The following is a 21,794-nucleotide window of genomic DNA, read 5'->3' as shown; positions in this document are numbered from 1 at the left end:
GCCTGTCTCTGTATTATTGCCAGTCACTATTTATTTTCTTGCCCGTTCATTAAAGCCGGTGCGTCAGTTAATAAAGGAGCCCAGCCAACCGCAGCACCACTGTCATAACGTAAGTCCACATAAGCCACACGTTTTTGCGTGTTTTTCTGCAACACAGGGTAAAGTTCAGTAAAACGCTGAATGCGCCCTTCTTGATCTTTATTACCCAATTCCAGCCGGACGTCATTATCCAGTTCCAGTTGCCAGGAATTACGAGCCGTCATGATCACTGCTTTCAATTTCATTTTATGTGCAGCAAGCTGTTCAGCCATTGTGCGATATTCTGCCAATACGACTTTTTCTTTGCCTTCCGGGCCATAGAGCATGGAATACTGCCCTCCGGCGCTACGTTCAATAGGCAAACTGAATACTCTTCCTTCTTTATCCAGCATGTGCGTATCATTCCAACGCACATAAGGGACGTATTCTACCAGATGAATTTTCAGTTCATCAGGCCATTGTTTACGTACAGTGACCTGACGGACCCATGGCAGCCGCTCTATCTGGCCCTGAATGACATTGACATCCTGTGTCATAAATGTCTCTGGCGTGCCCAGTGACAGGATTGCCTGCCTGACATCATCATCCGTGGTGTAATGCCGCTGACCTGTCAACACCAGTTTTGAGAGTGGCAGCCGGTTTGAATCCTTCATCCACTCTAAGGTTACCCAGCTTCCCCATATGACAGTGCCAACCACCATCAGGAAGAAGAGGAACCCTGCCAGATAATAACCATTACTGGGGCGGGAACTCCGAACTTCGATTTCCCGCGTATTCCGGGCTGCCTGTGACATATCAATCAGCCAGCTCCAGAATTCTCGCTACCAATTGTGAAAAACTTAATCCCGTCTGACGCGCAGCCTGAGGCACCAGACTATGACTTGTCATACCCGGAGAAGTGTTCACTTCCAGTAGATAGAAATTGCCATTTCCATCATCCATGATATCAACCCTTCCCCAGCCACTGCATCCCACAATCTTGTAGGCTCTTAATGCGAGATCCGCCAACTCCTGCTCTTTTTCTGCACTTAAACCACTAGGGCAGAAATATTTAGTTTCGTTTGAGATATATTTCGCATCATAGTCATAAAATACTTCCGGTGCCTGAATACGAATGGAGGGAAGAACTTCATCACCAAGAAATGCCACTGTATATTCCGGGCCGAACATCCATTTCTCAACCAAGATAATTTGGTCATATTGGAGTGCCAGCTCCAGTGCTCCACGCAACTCGGAGTAGTCGTTCACTTTGGTCATGCCAACACTGGAACCTTCCAGATTTGGTTTAACCATTAATGGCAGCCCTAATTCTTGAACATATTCTTTGATTTGAAAATCATTAAGTTGTTCAAATTGATGAGAATTAATCACAACATAGGGAGAAACAGGCAGTTTTGCCCCTTGCCATAACTGCTTTGTGCGCAATTTATCCATTGATAAAGCGGATGCCATTACGCCGCTGCCGGTATAAGGGAGCTGCAAAAATTCCAGTACACCCTGTACTGTACCATCTTCACCACCGCGTCCATGCAGGGCGATAAAGACTTTGCTGAACCCTTCTTCCTTGAGTTTAGTCACATCAAAGTATTTTGTATCGACTGAATGTGCATTAATACCTGCTTCCTTCAACCCAGCTACAACAGCCTGCCCGGATTGCAGTGAAACTTCACGTTCAGCAGAAGTTCCTCCCAACAAGACAGCGACCTTATCAGCCATGATGCTCCCCTTCATTAAAAGACGGCTGTAATTTTGTTTCAGCCAGATTGCGCGCTATTTTACCGATATTACCGGCACCCTGTACTAATACTAAGTCGTTGTTTTCCATTATTTGTGACAGCATGACCGAAATTTGCTCCGGTTCTGACACCAGTATCGGGTCTAACTTCCCTCGACTGCGAATAGTACGACATAAGGAACGGCTGTCCGCACCCGGTATCGGAGTTTCCCCGGCAGAATAAACATCCAGCATTAACAGAACATCCACCTGATTCAATACATTGGCAAAGTCATCGTACAAATCACGCGTTCTGGTATAACGGTGAGGCTGGAATACCATAACGATACGTTTATCCGGCCAGCCAGCTCGCGCAGCCTTAACTGTCGCATCAACTTCAGTCGGATGATGACCATAATCATCAACCAACATGACACTGCCTTCTTTGTTATTAATATTCCTGAGAGAAAAATCCCCCAGAAAGTCAAAGCGGCGTCCGGTTCCCTGAAATTCAGCCAGCGATGCCAGAATCGCGGCATCATCAATGCCTTCTTCAGTCGCGACAGCCACCGCGGCTGTTGCATTCAGTGCGTTATGTTTTCCCGGCGCATTCAGGACAACATGAAGTTCAGGTAAATCTTCACGGCTGATGGTAAAGAAACCCTGTGCCCCCTTCTGTTCATAATGGGTAATGCGAACGTCAGCCTCTTTGCTGAAGCCATAAGTCGTCACATAACGACCGATACGCGGAATTAACTCCTTCACAACCGGATCATCGATACACATCACAGCCCGACCATAAAATGGCAAATTATACAGGAAGTTGACGAAAGTCTGCTTCAGGTTTTCAAAGTCTCCCTGATAGGTATCCATATGATCGGGTTCAATATTGGTTACCACTGCCATCATGGGCTGCAAATGCAGGAAAGATGCATCGCTTTCATCCGCTTCAGCGATCAGATAACGGCTGGTACCAAGACGAGCATGCGTACCCGCAGCTTTGACCAGTCCGCCATTAACAAAGGTAGGATCAAGACCAGCCTGAGCATAGATACCTGCAATCATTGCTGTCGTCGTCGTTTTGCCATGTGTTCCCGCAACAGCGATACCATGCCGGTAGCGCATCAGCTCTGCCAGCATCTCTGCACGACGGATAACCGGAATACGGGCTTCACGGGCCGCAATAATTTCTGGGTTATCGGCAGGAATTGCTGTTGATGCAACGACCACACTGGCATTGCGTACATTCTCCGCGCGGTGATTAAAATAAATAGTTGCTCCCAGTTCAATCAGTTGCTGCGTAACAGGATTGGGAGCGAGATCAGAACCACTTATCTGATAACCTTCATTGGCCAACACCTCGGCGATACCACCCATGCCAGCACCACCAATGCCAACAAAGTGGATATGCCTGACTTTTCTCATCTCAGGCACTGAAGCTCTTAATTTCGCCAACTGTTGTATATTCACGTTTTAATCTTCACTAGTTATGTTTACTTCTCCGCTCTGCCGGTATCTAAAAACCCACAGAACGGCCTGAATGCTATTTTTTAGCGGCGTCAGTCAATGCCGCAGCTACTCGTTCAGTTGCATCGATAATGGCAACAGAATGAGCTTTTTCTGCCATTTCCTGCAATTGCGGACGCTTCCACTGTTTCAGCAATTCCACGACGGCATCCGCCGTAAATTGAGGCTGTTCAAGTATTTTTGCTGCTCCTGCTTGTTCCAGCGGCAACGCATTCCAGTATTGCTGGCGATCTTTATGCTGAAACGGTATAAAAATCGCAGGTAAACCTGCCGCTGAAATTTCACTGACGGTCAACGCACCGGAACGGCAAATGACGATATCAGCCCACGCGTAAGCCTGCGCCATATCATCAATAAACTCAGTCACTCTGAAATCAGCGACAGCTAAGTCGGTATATTTTTTCTGTGTTTCTGCCTGTGCACCTTTGCCCGCCTGATGCCATACAGAGATACTGTCTCCCAGACGGGAAGCGGCTTCTGGCATTGTCTGGTTCAGAATTCTTGCACCCTGACTGCCACCAACAATAAGAACGCGCACAGGCCCTTGTCTGTCTGCGAGGCGCTGTGCTGGTGCAGGTAATGCCAATACATCTTTACGAACCGGATTACCAACCACCGGAGCATCAGGAAATGCCCCCGGAAAAGCCTGCAAAACTGTTTTTGCAATTTTAGCCAGCCAGCGGTTAGTTAATCCTGCAATACCGTTCTGCTCATGGAGAACAACCGGAACACCACACAACCATGCAGCAATACCGCCCGGCCCTGAAACGTATCCACCCATTCCCAGCACTACATCCGGCTGATAACGTCGGATAATCGCTTTTGCCTGCCGGATTGCCTTAAAAATTCTGATAGGTGCAGCAAGTAACGCTTTTATCCCTTTGCCCCGCAACCCTGAAATCTGAATAAACTCGATCTCTATGCCATGTTTCGGAACTAAATCAGCCTCCATGCGATCAGCTGTTCCCAACCAGCGAATCTCCCAGCCCTGTTCTTTCAAATAATGGGCAACCGCCAGCCCCGGAAACACATGGCCTCCGGTTCCGCCCGCCATTACCATCAACCGCCGGTTTTTGCCACTCATTTAGGGCTCCTTACGAACGCCTGCGCTTTTGCCAGACGCACTTCATAATCAATTCGCAATAATAAAACGATGGCCGTTGACATCACGATCAGGCTCGAGCCACCATAACTGACAAGAGGCAATGTCAGCCCTTTTGTCGGTAACATCCCTGAAGCTGCACCCACATTGATGAATGCCTGAAAGCTGAACCAGAGACCAATGGCACAGGCCAGAAAACCTGCAAATCGCTGATCTAGCTGCAACGCGCGGCGGCCAATCATCATTGCGCGGAAAGCGACGAAGAATACCATTGCCAACACCAAAACCACACCTAAATAACCTAATTCTTCCCCTAAAATGGAGAAAATAAAGTCAGTGTGTGCTTCCGGCAGATATTCCAGTTTCTGAACTGAATTCCCAAGCCCTTGCCCGAAAAAGTCTCCGCGACCAAATGCCATCAGGGATTGTGTAAGCTGATAGCCACTACCGAAAGGATCATCCCACGGATTCAGGAAAGAAGTTACCCTGCGCACACGGTATGGCTCGGCAATAATCAGCACGATAACCGCAAAGATCCCGCAGCCAATGATGGCAAGAAACTGCCACAGTTTTGCCCCCGCCAAAAATAACAGAGCCAGAGTTGTTACAAACAGTACAACCACGGTTCCCAAATCGGGTTGGGCCAGCAGCAGGACAGCCAGCGCAATCATGACGCCCATCGGCTTACAGAACCCCCAGAAGTTGTTTCTCACCTCTTCGACTTTTCTCACCAGATAGCTGGAGAGGTAACAAAAGAGTGACAACTTCGACAATTCCGCCGGCTGAATACGTAAAGGGCCAATGGCTACCCAACGAGATGCACCATTCACCGAGCTACCCACAAACAGCACGACAACCAGCATCATGATCGTCATTAATAACATAACAATGCTGTAACGCTGCCAGAACGCCATCGGAATACGCAACGTAATCAGCGACAGGCCGAATGACAGCCCCAGATAAGTTGCATCGCGATTCGAGAAGATAAATGGATCCTGAGCAAGACGCTGACCGACCGGCATTGAAGCCGATGTCACCATCACAAAACCAATCGCCGCTAACCCAAGTACCATCCAGACCAGGGTACGATCATACATGACGATATCTGTGGGATCTGTCTCCACATTACCTGCCAGCCAATTTTTAAATTTACCGAGGCCCGGAATGATCATTAACCCAACTCCTCCGCCAAACGGGAGAACTCATAACCCCGCTGTTCAAAACCACTAAACTGATCAAAGCTCGCACAGGCCGGTGACAATAAGACCATGTCTCCGCTAACCAATTTGGGGGTAATTTCCCTCATGGCCTGTTCCATCGTCTCCGTCAGTGTGGAAATTTCCGGACGCAGCTGCGCCAGTTGATTTCCGTCACGACCAAAACAATAAAGACGAATGTTATTTCCGGATAAATAAGGCCGAAGAGGGGTGAAATCAGCCTCTTTCCCGTCGCCACCGACTAACAGGTAAAGCGTGCCCTCCAGCATCAGGCCACTCAATGCTGCCTGAGTGCTGCCGACATTTGTTGCTTTGGAATCGTTGACCCAGCGAATACCGTTTCTCATATGAACTATCTGAAAACGGTGAGCCAGCCCCTGATAAGTACGCAGTGCCCGCAGACTTGCTTCACGGGGGATATTAACCGCATCGGCCAGAGCCAGCGCAGCAAGCCCGTTAGTGTAGTTATGCTGACCTGTCAGACACATCTCACGTGTAGACAGGACGGGCTGTTGATCGGCAACTAATTGTTGCTGTTCACTGTCAAGCCGGTAATCACCACTTCCTATACCAAAACTGATACAACGGCTGTCTTTACCTGCTACCGGCCGGGTCAAATCATCCTGCTCATTCACCACACACACTTTGGCCTGATCATAGATGCGCAGCTTGGCTGCGCGATATTGAGCCAGCCCTTCAGGGTAGCGAACCATATGGTCTTCCGTGACATTCAGCACGGTCGCAGCAGCTGCCCGCAGGCTGTAAGTTGTCTCAAGCTGAAAACTGGAAAGTTCCAAAACATAAAGCTGGCAAGGTTGCTTCAGTAACTCCAGAGCCGGAACACCGATATTCCCTCCAACTCCAACCTGCCATCCGGCGGCTTTCGCCATTTCACCTACCAGAGTGGTTACTGTACTTTTACCATTTGAACCCGTAATCGCCACAATCGGCGCTGTTGCCTCACGGCAGAACAGTTCGATATCTCCGACTATTTCAATACCAGCATCAGCCGCGGCCTGTAGTTCAGGTGTTGCCAGCGCAATACCCGGGCTGGCGACAATTAAATCAGCTTCCATCAGCCATTGTTTGTTGAAGCTGCCGGTGTGACATTCAACATTATCAGGCAGCTTGTCACGTCCCGGCGGTACAATACGGGTATCCATCACACGAGGAATCACGCCACGCGCCATGAAAAAGTCAACGCAGGAAAGGCCGGTCAATCCCAGCCCAACAATAACGACTTTTTTACCTTCGTATTTTGTCATGATCCGTTCAGTCATGATTAACGTACCTTCAGTGTTGCCAGACCAATCAGTACCAGCATCAGGGAAATAATCCAGAAACGTACAATAACGCGTGGCTCCGGCCAGCCTTTCAGCTCATAGTGATGATGAATAGGAGCCATACGGAAAATACGCTGCCCGCGTAATTTGAACGAGCCGACCTGCAAAATAACGGACAGTGTTTCCACAACAAACACCCCGCCCATAATGACCAGCAGAAATTCCTGACGCAGTAACACCGCAATGGTTCCCAGCGCTCCGCCCAGAGCCAGTGAGCCAACATCACCCATGAAAACCTGTGCCGGATAGGTGTTAAACCACAGGAAACCCAGCCCAGCTCCGACTATTGCGGTGCAGACAATCACTAATTCACCGGCATGGCTCAGGTAAGGGATATGCAGATAATTGGCAAAATTGACGTTACCTGTTGCCCATGCCACTAATGCAAAACCGGCAGCCACCAGCACGGTTGGCATAATTGCCAGACCATCCAGCCCATCGGTCAGGTTAACGGCATTACTGGTTCCGACAATCACGAAGTAAGTCAGCAAGATGTACAGCAGGCCAAGCTGCGGCATCACATCTTTGAAAAACGGCACAACCAATTGTGTTGCCGGCGTGTCCTTACCAATACTGTACATCGCAAATGCCACACCAAGAGCCAGTACGGACTGCCAGAAATATTTCCAGCGGGCAATCAGCCCCTTAGTGTCTTTACGGACAACCTTCCGGTAGTCATCAACGAACCCGACGATGCCGTAACCCAGCAGTACAGCCAGTACACACCAGACATAAGGGTTATCCAGACGCGCCCATAGCAGGACAGAAATAGTAATCGAAAACAGGATCAGCAACCCGCCCATCGTCGGTGTTCCGCGCTTGCTGAAATGGGATTCCGGCCCATCGTTACGTACAACCTGACCGATCTGTAACTTTTGCAGATAGGCAATCAGAGTTGGCCCCATCCACAATGCAATAGACAACGCAGTCAGCAAGCCGACAATCGCTCTGAACGTCAGATAGGAAAAGACGTTAAATCCTGTATGATACTTAACCAGATACTCAGCCAGCCAAACTAACATTGGAAGTTCTCCTTCAGTGAGTCCACTACCTCTTCCATTTTGGCGCTGCGTGAACCTTTAATTAATACAGAAATCGTTTCGTGTTGCTTCAATACCGGAAGCAGTGCTGCAACTAACTCGGCCTTGCTGGAAAAATGCTGACCACGACCACTCGCATCACTAATATGAGCACTTAAAGGCCCGACGCTAAGCAGTTGTTCAATGTCTGTCGATGCAACAGCTTCACCAACCTGACGGTGGCACTCAATCGCCTGCTCACCCAATTCCCCCATATCGCTGACAACCATCACGCGATAGCCGGGCATCCGGGCTAATACCTGTGCGGCAGCAATCATAGAGCCGGGATTGGCGTTATAAGTGTCATCCAGAACCACTTTTCCTGCGGCCAGAGAAACCGGGAATAACCGCCCCGGCACGGCTTTCAGACCTAATAAACCAGTACGGATATCATCAAGAGATGCTCCGACGGAAATCGCCAGCGCACTGGCGGCTAACACATTGGCTATATTGTGTTTTCCGGGCAGCGGCAACGCGATTTCACAACTGCCGATTGGTGTATGCAGGCAGAAACGCGTTTCCAGCGGCTGCTCCTGAATATCTGTCACATAAAAATCGGCGTCTGCCGCAGGTGAAATGGAAAAACGCCATACCGTCTGCTGATCACTGATGCTCTGCTGCCAGTTATGCCAGTCATTGCTGTCCAGATTGATAATTGCGGTGCCTGTGGACGAAAGCCCTGCAAAAATTTCACCTTTTGCTTTGGCCACTCCCGCCAGTGAACCAAATCCTTCCAGATGGGCAGAAAACAGGTTATTAACCAGCGCACTTTCAGGCCGAACCATCTCAGTGGTATAAGCAATTTCACCAATATGGTTAGCACCCAGTTCAATAACCGCAAACTGGTGTTCCGGCGTAAGGCGGAACAGGGTTAACGGTACACCGATATCGTTATTAAAGTTGCCTGCGGTATAAAGCGTATTACCGCATTGACGTAAAATCGCAGCGGTCATCTCTTTCACGGAGGTTTTGCCGGAAGACCCCGTCAATGCAACAATTCGTGCATTGCTTTGCCCGCGAACCCAGCCCGCCAGTTTGCCCATCGCCAAACGGGTGTCTTCTACAACCACCTGAGGGCAATCTACTTCAAGAGGTCGCTCGACCAACAAAACAGCGGCGCCTTGCTTCGCTACATCAGCCGCGAAGTTATGGGCATCAAAGTTTTCCCCTTTTAAAGCAATGAACAGATCACCACCTGTGATTTTGCGGCTGTCAGTTGTCACCGCCTCAATGCGGATAATGGCCGCCTGCTGCCCGGAAACGTGATGTAACGTTCCTTCGGTCACTTGTGCTAATTGTTGTAGAGTCAGTGGGATCATGCTGTCACCCCCAGCAGACGCGCAACAGTCAGACGATCTGAATAATCCAGACGGCGGTTCCCTACCAATTGATAGTCTTCATGGCCTTTACCTGCTACCAGTACAACATCGTCTTCTGCCGCCTGCATAATGGCACTGGTTACAGCTTCAACACGCCCATGAATAACCATCGCACGGCCCGGATCGATGAAACCTGTCAGAATATCCGCAACAATAGACTGAGGCTCTTCACTGCGTGGATTGTCATCAGTAACAACCACCCGATCTGCCTCTTGCTCAGCAACGCCTCCCATTAGTGGGCGTTTGCCTTTATCGCGATCGCCTCCGCAACCGAATACACACCAGAGCTGCCCCTTACAGTGCAGCCTTGCCGCTGCCAGTGCTTTTTCCAGTGCATCCGGTGTGTGAGCATAATCGACGACTACCGTCGGACGGCCTGAGGCTGAAAATACTTCCATTCGCCCACAAACCGGGATCAGACAAGATACAGTTGCCAGCAGTTTTTCTAACGGATATTCCAGTGATAATAGCGTTGCAAGAGCTAATAACAGGTTGCTGACATTAAAGGCTCCCATCAGAGGACTTTCGAGAGTTCCCCTTCCCCAGCTGGATGTGAAGGTAATAGACGCGCCTTTATCGTGGTAATGAATGTCCGTTGCCGATAACCACCGCCCCTGCCAGTTTTCCGGCAGACGATTTTCCATCGTGACGGCGACAGTTTCAGATAACACTGCATCAGGTAAGCGGAATAGCCATTTCAGACCAATGTCATCATCAGCATTGATAATTTTTTGTTTAACGTTATGCGTGCTGAACAGCAGCCATTTAGCTTCTTCGTAGCTTTCCATATCACCATGATAATCAAGGTGATCACGGCTTAAATTAGTAAAAACAGCGGCCTGATACGGTAACGATGCTACACGGCTTTGTATTAGGCCATGTGATGAAACTTCCATTGCCGCAAACGTTGCTTTCTGATTGACGAGTTGCTGTAAATCAAGCTGAATGTCAACGGCTGAACCTGTCGTGTTTTCAGTAGGAACAGTCATGCCCAGCAGACCATTTCCCACCGTTCCCATCACGGCACTGGTTTCTCCCAGCCCCTGACTCCACTGTGCCAACAATTGTGTTGTTGTTGTTTTACCGTTGGTTCCTGTGACGCCAACCAGCTTTAATTTGTTACCCGGGTGCTGATAAAATTCACCTGCCAATTTCGACAGTTTATTATTTAAATCATCAAGATAGATAACCGGAACACCATGCATTTCCTGAATAGTGCCGTTATCCGCTTTTCCCTCCGCTTCAGCGATCACCGCAGCGACCCCCTGAGCGATGGCTTGAGGAATGTATTTTCGACCATCTGTCTGATGCCCTTTAACCGCAACAAACAGATCTCCGGCAGCCGCTTTGCGGCTGTCCAATGTCATTTCTCGTAGCGGAAGCTCAGGGGCATTAATCCCCCAGAGAGCCAACAAATCGCGTAAATTACGATCTTCCACTTTTATCCTCTTTTTATTTATTCATCACAGATTAGTTATTAATTAGTTATCAACTACAAACTCTTTTTTATCGTCCACAGGCAAGGCATCAGGCTCAACATTCATCGTACGGAGAACACCACTCATGATGGCACCGAAGATAGGCGCTGAAACTGCACCGCCATAATATTTTCCTGCCTGTGGATCATCGATAATCACAACCAGTGCAAAACGTGGATTACTCGCAGGTGCAACACCTGCGGTATAGGAAATATATTTATTTACATATTTACCGTCCGGCCCGACTTTTTTAGCCGTACCGGTTTTAATCGCAATACGATAGCCTTTTATCGCCGCACGTACCCCACCACCACCGGGCAATGCCACACTTTCCATCATGTGTACCACTGTGCGCATAATATGTTCAGGAAATACCCGGGTTCCCGGAACGGGGGGATCAACTTTGGTAATCGATAATGGGCGATAAACCCCCAGACTACCTATCGTTGCATAGACTCGCGCTAACTGTAACGGTGTTACCATCAGCCCGTAGCCGAAGGAGAAGGTGGCCCTCTCAAGATCTGACCACCTTTGTCTATTTTTTGGAAATACGCCACTCTTTTCTCCGACCAACCCCAAATCGGTCGGTTTTCCCATCCCAAAGCGGTAATACACATCTACCAGCTCTGAGGCAGGCATCGCTAACGCCAGTTTAGAAACACCAACGTTACTCGACTTCTGTAAGATCCCCGTGATGGTTAATTCAGAGCGAGGGGCAACGTCTTTAATTTCATGGCCTCTCGAACCATACATCAACCGGTAGGGTCTGGTATCCAATACGGTATTTTCTTTGACAATCCCATTATTCAGCGCGCTCATCACAACCAGCGGTTTTATCGTGGAGCCGGGTTCAAACATGTCAGTGATAGCCCGGTTGCGCATCGCATCTTTGGGAGTGCCAGCCAGATTATTCGGGTTATAGGACGGGCTGTTTGCCATTGCCAGAACTTCGCCGGTATTGACATCGACTAATACGGCTGTACCGGATTCAGCCTTGTTAAGTACGACGGCTTTGGTTAATTCCCGATAGACCAATGTCTGTAGACGCTCATCAATACTGAGCGCCAAGTCATGGGCAGCCCTGCTGTCCACAGATGAGATATCCTCAATAACCCGACCGTTACGATCCTTACGGACAGTCCGGCTACCCGGTTTACCTGTTAGCCAGCTATCAAAACTCTTTTCCACCCCTTCAATGCCATTACCATCAATATTGGTCACACCGATAATGTGTGCCGTCACCTGACCGGCCGGATAATAACGGCGGGATTCCTGACGCAGATAGATACCCGGGAGTTTCAGTTTTCCGACATAATCGCCAATTGAGGTATTAACCTGACGGGCAAGATAGACGAATCGACCTTTGGGATATTCATTAATTTTACTGGTGAGTTGGTCTAGGGGAATGGAGAGTGCATCAGCCAGTGCCTGCCAACGGGTATCATCCGTAATCCCACCTTTTTCAAAGACTTCTTTCGGATCCGCCCAGACGGCATCTACCGGTACGCTGACAGCCAGCGGACGCCCATTGCGGTCGTTAATCATGCCACGAGAGGTAGGAATGGACTGGACACGCAAAGAGCGGGAATCCCCCTCTTTCACCAAACGGTCAGGGTTGATAATCTGCAAATAAGCCACTCGAATCAAAAGCCCGATTAAAGCAAGCGAAATGCCCCCGCAGAGCAAGACAAAACGCCACTTAACAAAACTGGCTTTATCTTCTTGTTTTTTCAACTTTAAAGAGCGTGCAGCTTTCATCGCCTACCTTTTAGTTGTCAACTGGACTTTATTGAGTGATCACAATATTTTCTTGTGCTGGATCGACATGTTGCATGTGAAATTTTTCAGTCGCTATAGATTCGATCCGACTGTGGTCACCCAATGCATTTTCTTCAAGGAGCAAGTTACGCCATTCAATATCCTGAGCATCAATCTGAATTGCCTGACGTTCTTTCTCCGCAGTCAATAAGCGGGTCTGATGGGTGACCGTCACTACACTGATGGCTGAAACCACAACAGCCACCAGTAAAATCAGTGGAATTTTGGCATTACGGAACAAATCCCTGCCAATAACCCCCACTAATCCATGACGTTCACCTGCCACTATTCACCTGCCTTCTCATCACCCGCCTTTTCAGCAAATCGCAATACCGAACTTCTTGCTCTCGGATTAGTTGCCACTTCATCCTCTGAGGGTTTTAACCTGCCAATTGATTTCAGACTACGTCCTCCCAATGCCCTCAATTGTACTTCGGTAAGCGGCAGACCTGCCGGCACCTTAGGCCCCTGACTATGTTGCTGGATAAAGCGTTTCACTATGCGATCTTCCAACGAATGGAAACTGATGACTGATAATCGCCCTTGTGGTGCTAAAACTTGCAATGCACCGTCCAATGCACGTTCTATTTCTTCCAGTTCACTGTTAATGTAGATTCTGATAGCCTGAAAACTGCGCGTCGCAGGATGCTTATGTTTCTCCTTAATTGGACTTGCCTTCGCAATTAACTCTGCCAATTCTCTGGTTCGCGTAATCGGTTCTTCCTGATTGCGAGCAACAATGGCCCTTGCAATACGTTTGGCAAAACGTTCTTCACCAAACGTTTTCAGTACCCACGCGATATCATCTGCTTCAGCCTTCATCAGCCACTCTGCGGCTGATTGCCCCCGGGTTGTATCCATCCGCATATCCAGTGGCCCGTCACGCATAAATGAGAAACCACGTTCAGGATCATCCAGTTGCGGTGAAGACACCCCTAAATCCAACAGTACACCATCAATCTTTCCAGCCAGACCTGCATCTTTTACATAGGTCGCCAAATCTGAAAATGGCCCATGTGTAATGGAAAAACGCGGGTCAGTAATCGCCTTTGATGCTTCAATGGCCTGCGGGTCGCGATCAATTGCCATCAAACGACCATTCGGCCCTAATTTTGATAAAATCAGGCGAGAGTGCCCCCCTCGCCCGAATGTTCCATCAATATAAATTCCATCTTCCCGGATATTCAGTCCATTGACAGCTTCATCCAGTAATACACTGGTATGCTTGAAATGACTATTTGCCATGTTTATAGTGATAAATCCTGTAGCCTTGCTGATAAAGGTTCTTGTGTAGATTGTTCAGCAGCGATGTCACTTTGTACTTGCTGATACCAGACCTGCTCATCCCACAATTCAAATTTATTAAATTGCCCAACCAGCATGACCTCTTTTGTTAGCCCTGCATGCTGACGCAATGTATGGGCTAACAAAAGACGTCCTGCACTGTCCATTTGGCATTCACTGGCGTGTCCTAATAACAAACGTTGAACACGACGTTCGGCTGGGTTCATGCTGGATAAGCGAGATAATTTTTCTTCGATGATTTCCCATTCGGGTAATGTATAAAGCAACAGACACGGCTGGTGAAGATCAATAGTACAAACCATTTGACCTTTTGATTCCGTATTCAGCGTTTCCCTATATCGGGCAGGTACAGTAAGTCGCCCTTTAGTATCGAGATTAACCAGCGTTGCTCCACGAAACATACTCAGGTTACCCCTTGATGGCCGAAATCTCCACATTATCCCACAAATCACCACAATTAAGAGTTTACGGATGGTATGAAAACCTTGTCAAGCCAGAGCCAGTGTGCTTTAGCTAGATTTACAGAAAGATTTAAGAGAGAAAAAGAAGGATTCTTTAGAATTGGCAAGATTATTATCAGCTAACACCATGATAAAACTAAGTTATTTATAGATGACACAAAGACTAACCTGAAAAATTTTTTTTAGGACAAATAATTATCACTTAAATTAATTTATGCAATCCATATCTCATTATTGCACAATTGTTAATCAATCGTAATCTATCAATTATAAAAATATACTCAGATCAAAATAGTATAAAAAGTAATAATAAGCTGAAATAAAGTAGAACAAAAAAACCTGCAATTACTTGAATATAAAGTATATAACCAAATATCTCACATAAAAGAAATAACTTATCTTTATAATATATTTCTTAAGCGAAGATATCGTTCTTTTCACCTTCGATAGCCTATTTGCCATTTTTTCACTCATAGATTTTCGTTCAGAAAAATTTTAGTCGGAATAGTCTCAAAATTAAATCAACGAATCTATTTGAATGATTTTTGGAGCATCATATTGCACCCCCATCTAAAATGAGGGCACACCAATCAGTCTTTACGACTCAGACTTCCCCGACGGCATAAGTGACGACGCATACGGGTTATTCCGGGTTCCGGCCTCTGTTTTTCATCAAGGCTAGCTAATACCAGTGACAAAGCCTGTTCAGCAACATCGCGATGGCGCTGTGCTACCGATAATACCGGGCACTCAAGAAAATCAAGCAACTCATGATCACCAAATGTTGCAATGACTAACTGTTCTGGCAACCGTCCGCTGCGTTTCAGGATGGTATCCATCACTCCCTGAAGCAAGGCAAATGACGTCGTGTAAAGTACCTGAGGCAAAGGATTTTTTTCCAGCCATGAAGCAAAAACGTCAGCCGCTGCTTCACGTTCATAGCTGTTCGCATAGAGATAACTCACCTGACGCGGATCATTTTCCCATGCTTCGCGGAACCCTTGTTCACGTAAAAAACTGACGGATAATTCAGGCAATGCGCCCAAATAAAGCACGGATTCTGAAGGAAACTGGCGTAATTCCTGTGCCAGCATTTTCGCATCTTCAAGATCGTCCCCGACAACACTGACAAAATGCTCGCTGTCCAATGCACGATCCAGCGCGATAATAGGCAAGGAGCGATTCGCCCAGCGCTGGTAAAATGGATGCTCAGGAGGCAAAGCAGTAGAAACAATAATTGCATCAACTTGCCGTTGCAAAAGATGCTCAACACAACGCATTTCGTTATCTGGCTGGTCTTCTGAGCAGGCTATCAATAACTGATACCCGCGCTGCCGGGCCTGACGTTCAAGGTAGTTAGCAATACGGGTATAGCTCGTATTCTCCAAATCCGGTATCACTAAACCAATGGAACGGGTACGTCCTGCCCGTAGACCGGCAGCAACAGCATTAGGGTGGTAGTTATGTTCTCTGACTACCGCCATCACTTTTTCTACTGTTTTATCGCTGACCCGATACTGTTTAGCTTTACCATTGATAACATAACTGGCCGTAGTACGTGAAACACCTGCTAAGCGGGCGATCTCATCCAGTTTCACATTAACCCCTCAGTAATATGATAGAAAAAGCCCCACGTTACAGTAGGGCCCAGTAAATATCTGTATATTAACCCGCAGATTGCGAATTTTCATCGCATAATTTTTTCTCCGCGCGCAACACCTACAATGCCTGATCGGGCCACTTCCACGATCTCTGCAACTTCCCGCACCGCATCAAGAAAGGCATCCAGTTTTTCGCTCGTGCCCACCAACTGAACAGTGTACAGTGACGAAGTCACATCAACGATCTGCCCACGAAAAATATCGGTGCTGCGTTTAATTTCTTCGCGCCCGTATCCACTGGCCTGCAATTTTACCAGCATGATTTCACGCTCAACGTGAGCACCGGCCGTTAACTCATTAACCCGCAAAACATCCACTAGCTTATGTAGCTGTTTTTCTATCTGCTCCAATACCTTCGCATCACCTTTAGTCTGAATGGTCATGCGTGACAGTGTCGGGTCTTCCGTTGGTGCCACCGTCAGACTTTCAATATTATAACCCCGTTGGGAAAACAGACCCACTACGCGAGACAATGCTCCCGATTCGTTTTCAAGTAATACAGACAAAATCCGGCGCATGATCAGGTCCTCTCTGTTTTGCTTAACCACATCTCATCCATTGCTCCTCCACGGATCTGCATTGGATAAACGTGTTCTGTTTCATCAACGGTAACATCAACAAAAACCAGACGCTGGTTTTCTGTCACTTCACGCAAAGCCTGAGCCAGTTTGCTTTCCAGCTCATCATAACTCTGGATGGAAACACCAATATGTCCGTAAGCTTCTGCCAGCCTGACAAAATCGGGCAATGACTCCATGTAGGACTGAGAATGGCGACCCGCGTAAATGATATCCTGTATCTGTTTCACCATGCCCAAAAAACGGTTGTTTAAGTTAAGCACCAGAACCGGTAAGCCATACTGTAATGCCGTAGATAGTTCCTGAATATTCATCTGAATACTGCCATCGCCGGTCACACATATGACCGTTGCTTCCGGGTTTGCCAGCTTAACGCCCAGAGCCGCAGGCAGACCAAAACCCATCGTTCCCAGACCACCAGAATTAATCCAACGCCTTGGCTTATCAAATGGATAATGCAGTGCGGCAAACATCTGATGCTGACCAACATCGGATGCAATATACGCATCCCCCTTGGTCAAGCGATACAGCGCTTCAATCACTGCCTGTGGTTTTATTTTCGGGCTGGCGCGATCATAATCAAGGCACTTGCGATTACGCCACTGTTCAACGGATAGCCACCAGTCTTTTATTGCATCAGGATCCTGAGAGCTTTCCGTTGCGTCCAACAGCTCCACCATCTGACCGAGTACCTGTTTCGCATCGCCAACAATCGGAATATCAGCCGTCACCGTTTTAGAAATGGATGTTGGATCAATATCAATATGTAACACCGTCGCTTGCGGGCAGTATTTTGCTAAATTATTGGTCGTGCGATCATCAAAACGCACCCCTACAGCAAGAATAATGTCGGCATTGTGCATCGCTTTATTAGCTTCAAACGTGCCATGCATCCCCAGCATGCCCAGACTCTGCTGATGAGTAGCAGGAAAAGCACCGAGTCCCATCAATGAGCTTGTCACAGGAAGACGAAGGGATTCCGCCAGTTTCAGCAATTCCGCTGAACAGTCCGAATTAATCGCACCGCCTCCTACATAAAGCACCGGTTTTTTCGCTTCCTGTAACGCTTTCAGTGCTCGCTTAATCTGTCCCTTATGCCCCTGAATCGTTGGATTGTAGGAGCGCATATTGATTTTTTCTGGATAAATATAGGGAAATTTCAGCGCTGGATTAACGGTATCTTTAGGGAAATCAATAACAACAGGTCCCGGACGGCCACTTGCAGCTAAATAAAAGGCTTTTTTGATTATATTTGGAATATCTTCCGCTTTCTTCACCAGAAAGCTATGTTTGACGATAGGGCGGGAGATCCCCACCATATCACATTCCTGAAAAGCATCGTTACCGATCAAAGAACTGGCCACCTGACCAGACAACACCACCATCGGGATAGAATCCATATACGCCGTTGCAATTCCGGTTATGGCGTTGGTTGCTCCCGGCCCTGAAGTGACCAGAACAACCCCCGTTTGCCCCGTTGAACGCGTATAACCATCCGCCATATGAACAGCACCCTGTTCGTGACGGACCAGAATATGTTCTATTCCGCCAATCGTATGCAAGGCATCATAAATATCCAGGACAGCCCCTCCCGGATAACCGAATACATGCTCAACGCCCTGATCGATTAACGATCTGACGACCATTTCGGCTCCTGACAACATCTCCATTGAGTTTGCCTCCAGGCTCTGTTTGCAAGTTAATGTCAGGACTTCATAAGGTCATCATAAGAGTGACCTTATTTATCCCATTCTATTTATTCGCAGTGTTTATTAGATTAGCATTCGTAATGACACGCATTTCATTAATACACTAAGCCATTAACATAACGTCAGATCTCAAGGTTATCAAACAACAATTCACATATTGAAAACATTTTTTTAATGAAATGATTTCGTTGTTCTCAGCTAAACCAAAGCAGAAGTGTCATTATCCAGAGCTGACTCAATCCCGATACATGGATTCAATTTCACTCTGATAACGTTGAGAAATTATCTTACGCCGCAATTTCAGCGTCGGAGTCAGTTCGCCTTTTTCCATCGAAAAGGCTTCTGGCAACAGTGTAAAGCGTTTTACCTGATGGAATTTGGCGATATTTTTCTGCAATTCTTTCAGGCGTTGTTCAAATAATCCGATAACCTGATGATTACGCAGCAATTCCAGACGACTCTGGTAATGAAGATTTATCGATTTTGCGTAATCCTCCAGCGCTTCATAGCTGGGCACAATCAACGCTGAAACAAACTGGCGGGCATCGGCAATCACAGCAATATGCTCAATAAAACGATCTTGCCCCAGTGTTCCTTCTATTAATTGTGGAGCAATATATTTTCCCGTTGACGTTTTCATTAAATCTTTCAGGCGTTCTGTAATAAACAGATTCCCGGTTTCATCCAGCCCTCCGGCATCCCCTGTTCGCAGCCAGCCATCTTCGGTAAAGGCATGAACCGTGTCTTCCGGTCGATTGTAATACCCTTTCATTACGATTGGGCCACGTACCTGAATTTCCCCCGCTGTGCTGACACGAACATCCACTCCGGGCAATGGCGTACCAATTGAACCCAACAGATAATTTTTCTCTTCCCAGCAGGAAACCGTGGCGCAGGTTTCCGTCATTCCATAACCGTATTTGATATTGAGGCCAACTGACAGGAAGAAACGCATAATGGAGTCTTCAAGGCGTGCTCCGGCTACCGGCAGAAAACGGATCCGCCCACCTAATAGCTGGCGAAGTTTGTTCAGTACCAAACGATCAGCCAGTTTTTCTCCACATAAAGAAAACGGGCAGCTCTTTTGACCGTTTAATTGACGTGACCAACGGCGTTCACCCCGTTTGATCGCCCACTGGAAAATCATTCTGCGCCAGAATGGTGCGCGGGACACTTTCTCAAGAATTGCACTATGTATTTTTTCATACAGACGAGGAACAGAACACATCACGGTCGGACGCACATCAAGCATCGCCTCCCGAACAAAATTGGTGTCGGTCAGATAGACATTTAAGGCACCTGTATGCATGACGTAATAACTCCATGCACGCTCAAAAATATGGGATAACGGCAGAAAACTGAGGGAAATATCCTGTTCAGTCAGCGTTAAGCGCTGATCATGCAGATAAAGCTGGGCGGCGATATTCTGGTAATCCAGCATGACACCTTTTGGTTCGCCTGTTGTACCGGAGGTATAAATCAGCGTAAAAAGATCATGCAAATCCAACCCGGCAATGCGGCTATCAAGTTCAGCCTGATACTGTGGTCTGTCATCCGCAATAAATGCCGATAAATACAATGCTTGTGGACATTCTTTCAAATCGACAGATTCATCCAGAACAACCAGATGATTAAGCTGCGGGCAAAAGACTAACAATGTCAACGCGATATCGTACTGCTCCTGCCCTCCCACAAATAATATCCGTACTCCTGCATCATTGAGAATAAATGCAGCCTGATCACGGCTACTTGTCGCATAAAGCGGTACTGTGACAGCACGTAACTGCAAAATAGCCAAATCCGATAATGACCATGCCATTGAGTTATCGGCAAAAATACCGATTTTCTCCTGAATTCCCACCTCAAGTGACAGCAGGGATCTTGCAATGGATTTCGTTTTACTATCAACATCCTGCCAGCTCATTTCAAGCTGTTCTGATGCTGACCATTGGCGAAATGCAATTTTTTCAGGGTATTTGCTGACTTGCTGTTGTAATCGCGTGATCAAGTGATAGGAGTGGAGAGAATTTGTTACCACAATATATTCCTGTTCTAAATCTTTGGTTCATCACATTCAGCAAGAAAACTGCCTAATTTTCAGCTTACATGTGTTAGCTATTTCCGCGCAGTCTACCCATTCCTGATGAAAGGGGGAAGCGTATTTTTAATAAGACAGGCCTCCCTAAAAAGAGGGAGGCCTGCTACTGCAATGCGGTTAGAAATAGATTAGATAAAAGATAACGACAGGTGAATACCCCGTTTTATTACCGATCGCCAAGGCAACTCAGTAATGATTTCATCCACTGATGTCCTTTATCTCTGTTCATTGAAGCATGCCATATTAAATAACACGGACGGGAAACACTATTATTAGGCAATGATACAGTACGGATATTTAACTGCCCGGAATAGTGCTCAACCATCCATTTAGGCGCGATGGCAACCAGGTAAGTCTGAGATACGATGTTAAGAACACTATTTAAATCAGTTCCCTGATAAGAGACAGAATCTATTAATTCACTGTTTTCATAGTAAGGTTTGCTGAAAGAATCTGAATTATCTAATGCTACAATTGCATGCCGCTCATCCTGCAATTGCTGCTGACTGATACATTCACCAATTCTGGGATGACTTTGAGAAACAGCCAGAACCAGCTCGTCATCAAATAATGGGAAATGCTGAAAATCAGGATGTTCAAATTGGGTATAACTGATAACAAATTCGATTTCTTGATATTTTAATTTCTTCTCAATATTGTCGTTTATTTGTGTTTTAATCACGACATCGATATTGGGAGAATGCCTTTTTATTTCACCAACAATTTGAGCAGCTAAACGGATATCAAGTGGACTACAGATAGAAAGATTAAATGTTCTTACACTATTATCGGGATCAAACCCTGCTCCGGGTAACTCATTATGTACAATCTGAAGTGCCTGCCTAAGTGGCCCGAAAAGTTGCTTTGCCCTCGCCGTTGGCTGAATACCACGCCCATGCCGCACAAATAATTCATCATCAAACATCGTTTTTAAGCGAGCTACTGCGTTACTGACCGCCGGTTGTGACATACCTAATGCCTGAGCTGCACGTGTAATATTCTGCATTTGCATAACGGCATCAAAAACAGTCAGCAAATTGAGATCTACACTACGTAATTGAACTTCACATGGTTCTTTCTTTCCTGTGTTTACCAGGTTGCATCCAGCCATTATTTAATTTCACTCCACTATATTTATTGCGGCGATCTTATTATTAATAAATGAATATAGACTGCCTTACCATGTAAGTTTCAACATTTTAAAGAGCCACTTCAAATAATAAGATCATTTATCTCAATCAATGATAATTTAATTGAGATCCTTCCTTGTATAAAAACAATTATAT

The 21,794-nt window shown here is 46.9% G+C and carries 18 protein-coding genes; all 18 read right to left on the bottom strand.

Annotated features, from left to right (window positions below; genetic code table 11):
* Window positions 1–26: 26 nt before the first annotated feature.
* Window positions 27–833, bottom strand: a complete 807-nt coding sequence (gene ftsQ / locus AACX68_RS12600) for a cell division protein FtsQ (RefSeq protein ID WP_228859373.1) — start codon at window positions 831–833, stop codon at window positions 27–29.
* 1 nt (window position 834) lies between these two features.
* A complete protein-coding gene (locus AACX68_RS12595; protein WP_228859372.1) occupies window positions 835–1,755 on the bottom strand; it encodes a D-alanine--D-alanine ligase in 921 nt (306 codons plus the stop codon).
* Window positions 1,748–3,223 (bottom strand): UDP-N-acetylmuramate--L-alanine ligase, encoded by a 1,476-nt coding sequence (gene murC / locus AACX68_RS12590; protein WP_228859371.1) that lies wholly within the window; start codon window positions 3,221–3,223, stop codon window positions 1,748–1,750. The genes AACX68_RS12595 and murC overlap by 8 nt, the downstream gene beginning before the upstream one ends.
* Before the next feature lie 73 nt (window positions 3,224–3,296).
* Complete coding sequence (gene murG / locus AACX68_RS12585; protein ID WP_228859370.1) at window positions 3,297–4,364, bottom strand: undecaprenyldiphospho-muramoylpentapeptide beta-N-acetylglucosaminyltransferase; 1,068 nt, start codon at window positions 4,362–4,364, stop codon at window positions 3,297–3,299.
* Entirely contained in the window at window positions 4,361–5,554 is a 1,194-nt protein-coding gene (gene ftsW, locus AACX68_RS12580) for a cell division protein FtsW (protein ID WP_099122654.1), read from the bottom strand. The genes murG and ftsW overlap by 4 nt, the downstream gene beginning before the upstream one ends.
* On the bottom strand, window positions 5,554–6,864 hold the full coding sequence (gene murD, locus AACX68_RS12575) for a UDP-N-acetylmuramoyl-L-alanine--D-glutamate ligase (RefSeq protein WP_228859380.1): 1,311 nt from the start codon (window positions 6,862–6,864) through the stop codon (window positions 5,554–5,556). The genes ftsW and murD overlap by 1 nt, the downstream gene beginning before the upstream one ends.
* A gap of 17 nt (window positions 6,865–6,881) precedes the next feature.
* Entirely contained in the window at window positions 6,882–7,964 is a 1,083-nt protein-coding gene (mraY, locus tag AACX68_RS12570) for a phospho-N-acetylmuramoyl-pentapeptide-transferase (RefSeq protein ID WP_099122653.1), read from the bottom strand.
* Window positions 7,958–9,340, bottom strand: a complete 1,383-nt coding sequence (murF, locus tag AACX68_RS12565; protein ID WP_228859369.1) for a UDP-N-acetylmuramoyl-tripeptide--D-alanyl-D-alanine ligase — start codon at window positions 9,338–9,340, stop codon at window positions 7,958–7,960. The genes mraY and murF overlap by 7 nt, the downstream gene beginning before the upstream one ends.
* On the bottom strand, window positions 9,337–10,839 hold the full coding sequence (gene murE / locus AACX68_RS12560; RefSeq protein ID WP_228859368.1) for a UDP-N-acetylmuramoyl-L-alanyl-D-glutamate--2,6-diaminopimelate ligase: 1,503 nt from the start codon (window positions 10,837–10,839) through the stop codon (window positions 9,337–9,339). The genes murF and murE overlap by 4 nt, the downstream gene beginning before the upstream one ends.
* A gap of 42 nt (window positions 10,840–10,881) precedes the next feature.
* Complete coding sequence (locus tag AACX68_RS12555; protein WP_228859367.1) at window positions 10,882–12,636, bottom strand: peptidoglycan glycosyltransferase FtsI; 1,755 nt, start codon at window positions 12,634–12,636, stop codon at window positions 10,882–10,884.
* 28 nt (window positions 12,637–12,664) lie between these two features.
* Window positions 12,665–12,985, bottom strand: a complete 321-nt coding sequence (ftsL, locus tag AACX68_RS12550) for a cell division protein FtsL (RefSeq protein WP_099109915.1) — start codon at window positions 12,983–12,985, stop codon at window positions 12,665–12,667.
* The gene (gene rsmH / locus AACX68_RS12545) at window positions 12,982–13,941 is read right to left on the bottom strand and encodes a 16S rRNA (cytosine(1402)-N(4))-methyltransferase RsmH (RefSeq protein WP_099122649.1); all 960 of its coding nucleotides are present in this window, start codon (window positions 13,939–13,941) and stop codon (window positions 12,982–12,984) included. The genes ftsL and rsmH overlap by 4 nt, the downstream gene beginning before the upstream one ends.
* Before the next feature lie 2 nt (window positions 13,942–13,943).
* Complete coding sequence (gene mraZ, locus AACX68_RS12540; RefSeq protein WP_086955542.1) at window positions 13,944–14,402, bottom strand: division/cell wall cluster transcriptional repressor MraZ; 459 nt, start codon at window positions 14,400–14,402, stop codon at window positions 13,944–13,946.
* Window positions 14,403–15,052: 650 nt separating this feature from the next.
* Window positions 15,053–16,060, bottom strand: a complete 1,008-nt coding sequence (gene cra / locus AACX68_RS12535; RefSeq protein ID WP_228859366.1) for a catabolite repressor/activator — start codon at window positions 16,058–16,060, stop codon at window positions 15,053–15,055.
* A gap of 89 nt (window positions 16,061–16,149) precedes the next feature.
* Window positions 16,150–16,644 (bottom strand): acetolactate synthase small subunit, encoded by a 495-nt coding sequence (gene ilvN, locus AACX68_RS12530; protein WP_086956589.1) that lies wholly within the window; start codon window positions 16,642–16,644, stop codon window positions 16,150–16,152.
* Window positions 16,644–18,371 (bottom strand): acetolactate synthase 3 large subunit, encoded by a 1,728-nt coding sequence (ilvI, locus tag AACX68_RS12525; RefSeq protein ID WP_228859365.1) that lies wholly within the window; start codon window positions 18,369–18,371, stop codon window positions 16,644–16,646. The genes ilvN and ilvI overlap by 1 nt, the downstream gene beginning before the upstream one ends.
* A 274-nt stretch (window positions 18,372–18,645) precedes the next feature.
* Window positions 18,646–20,448: an AMP-dependent synthetase/ligase gene (locus AACX68_RS12520; RefSeq protein ID WP_228859364.1), complete on the bottom strand. Its 1,803-nt coding sequence runs from the start codon at window positions 20,446–20,448 to the stop codon at window positions 18,646–18,648.
* A 226-nt stretch (window positions 20,449–20,674) separates the two neighbouring features.
* Window positions 20,675–21,619 carry a transcriptional regulator LeuO gene (gene leuO / locus AACX68_RS12515; protein WP_099109920.1) on the bottom strand — a complete coding sequence of 315 codons (945 nt, stop codon included), beginning with the start codon at window positions 21,617–21,619 and terminating at the stop codon, window positions 20,675–20,677.
* Window positions 21,620–21,794 lie beyond the last annotated feature (175 nt).

Origin of the sequence: Xenorhabdus sp. PB61.4, assembly GCF_963894935.1 — a bacterium.
GTDB classification, from domain to species: Bacteria; Pseudomonadota; Gammaproteobacteria; order Enterobacterales; family Enterobacteriaceae; genus Xenorhabdus; species Xenorhabdus stockiae.
The sequence above is the reverse complement of the archived record's forward strand: the minus strand, read 5'-3'. Positions and strand labels throughout refer to the sequence as shown.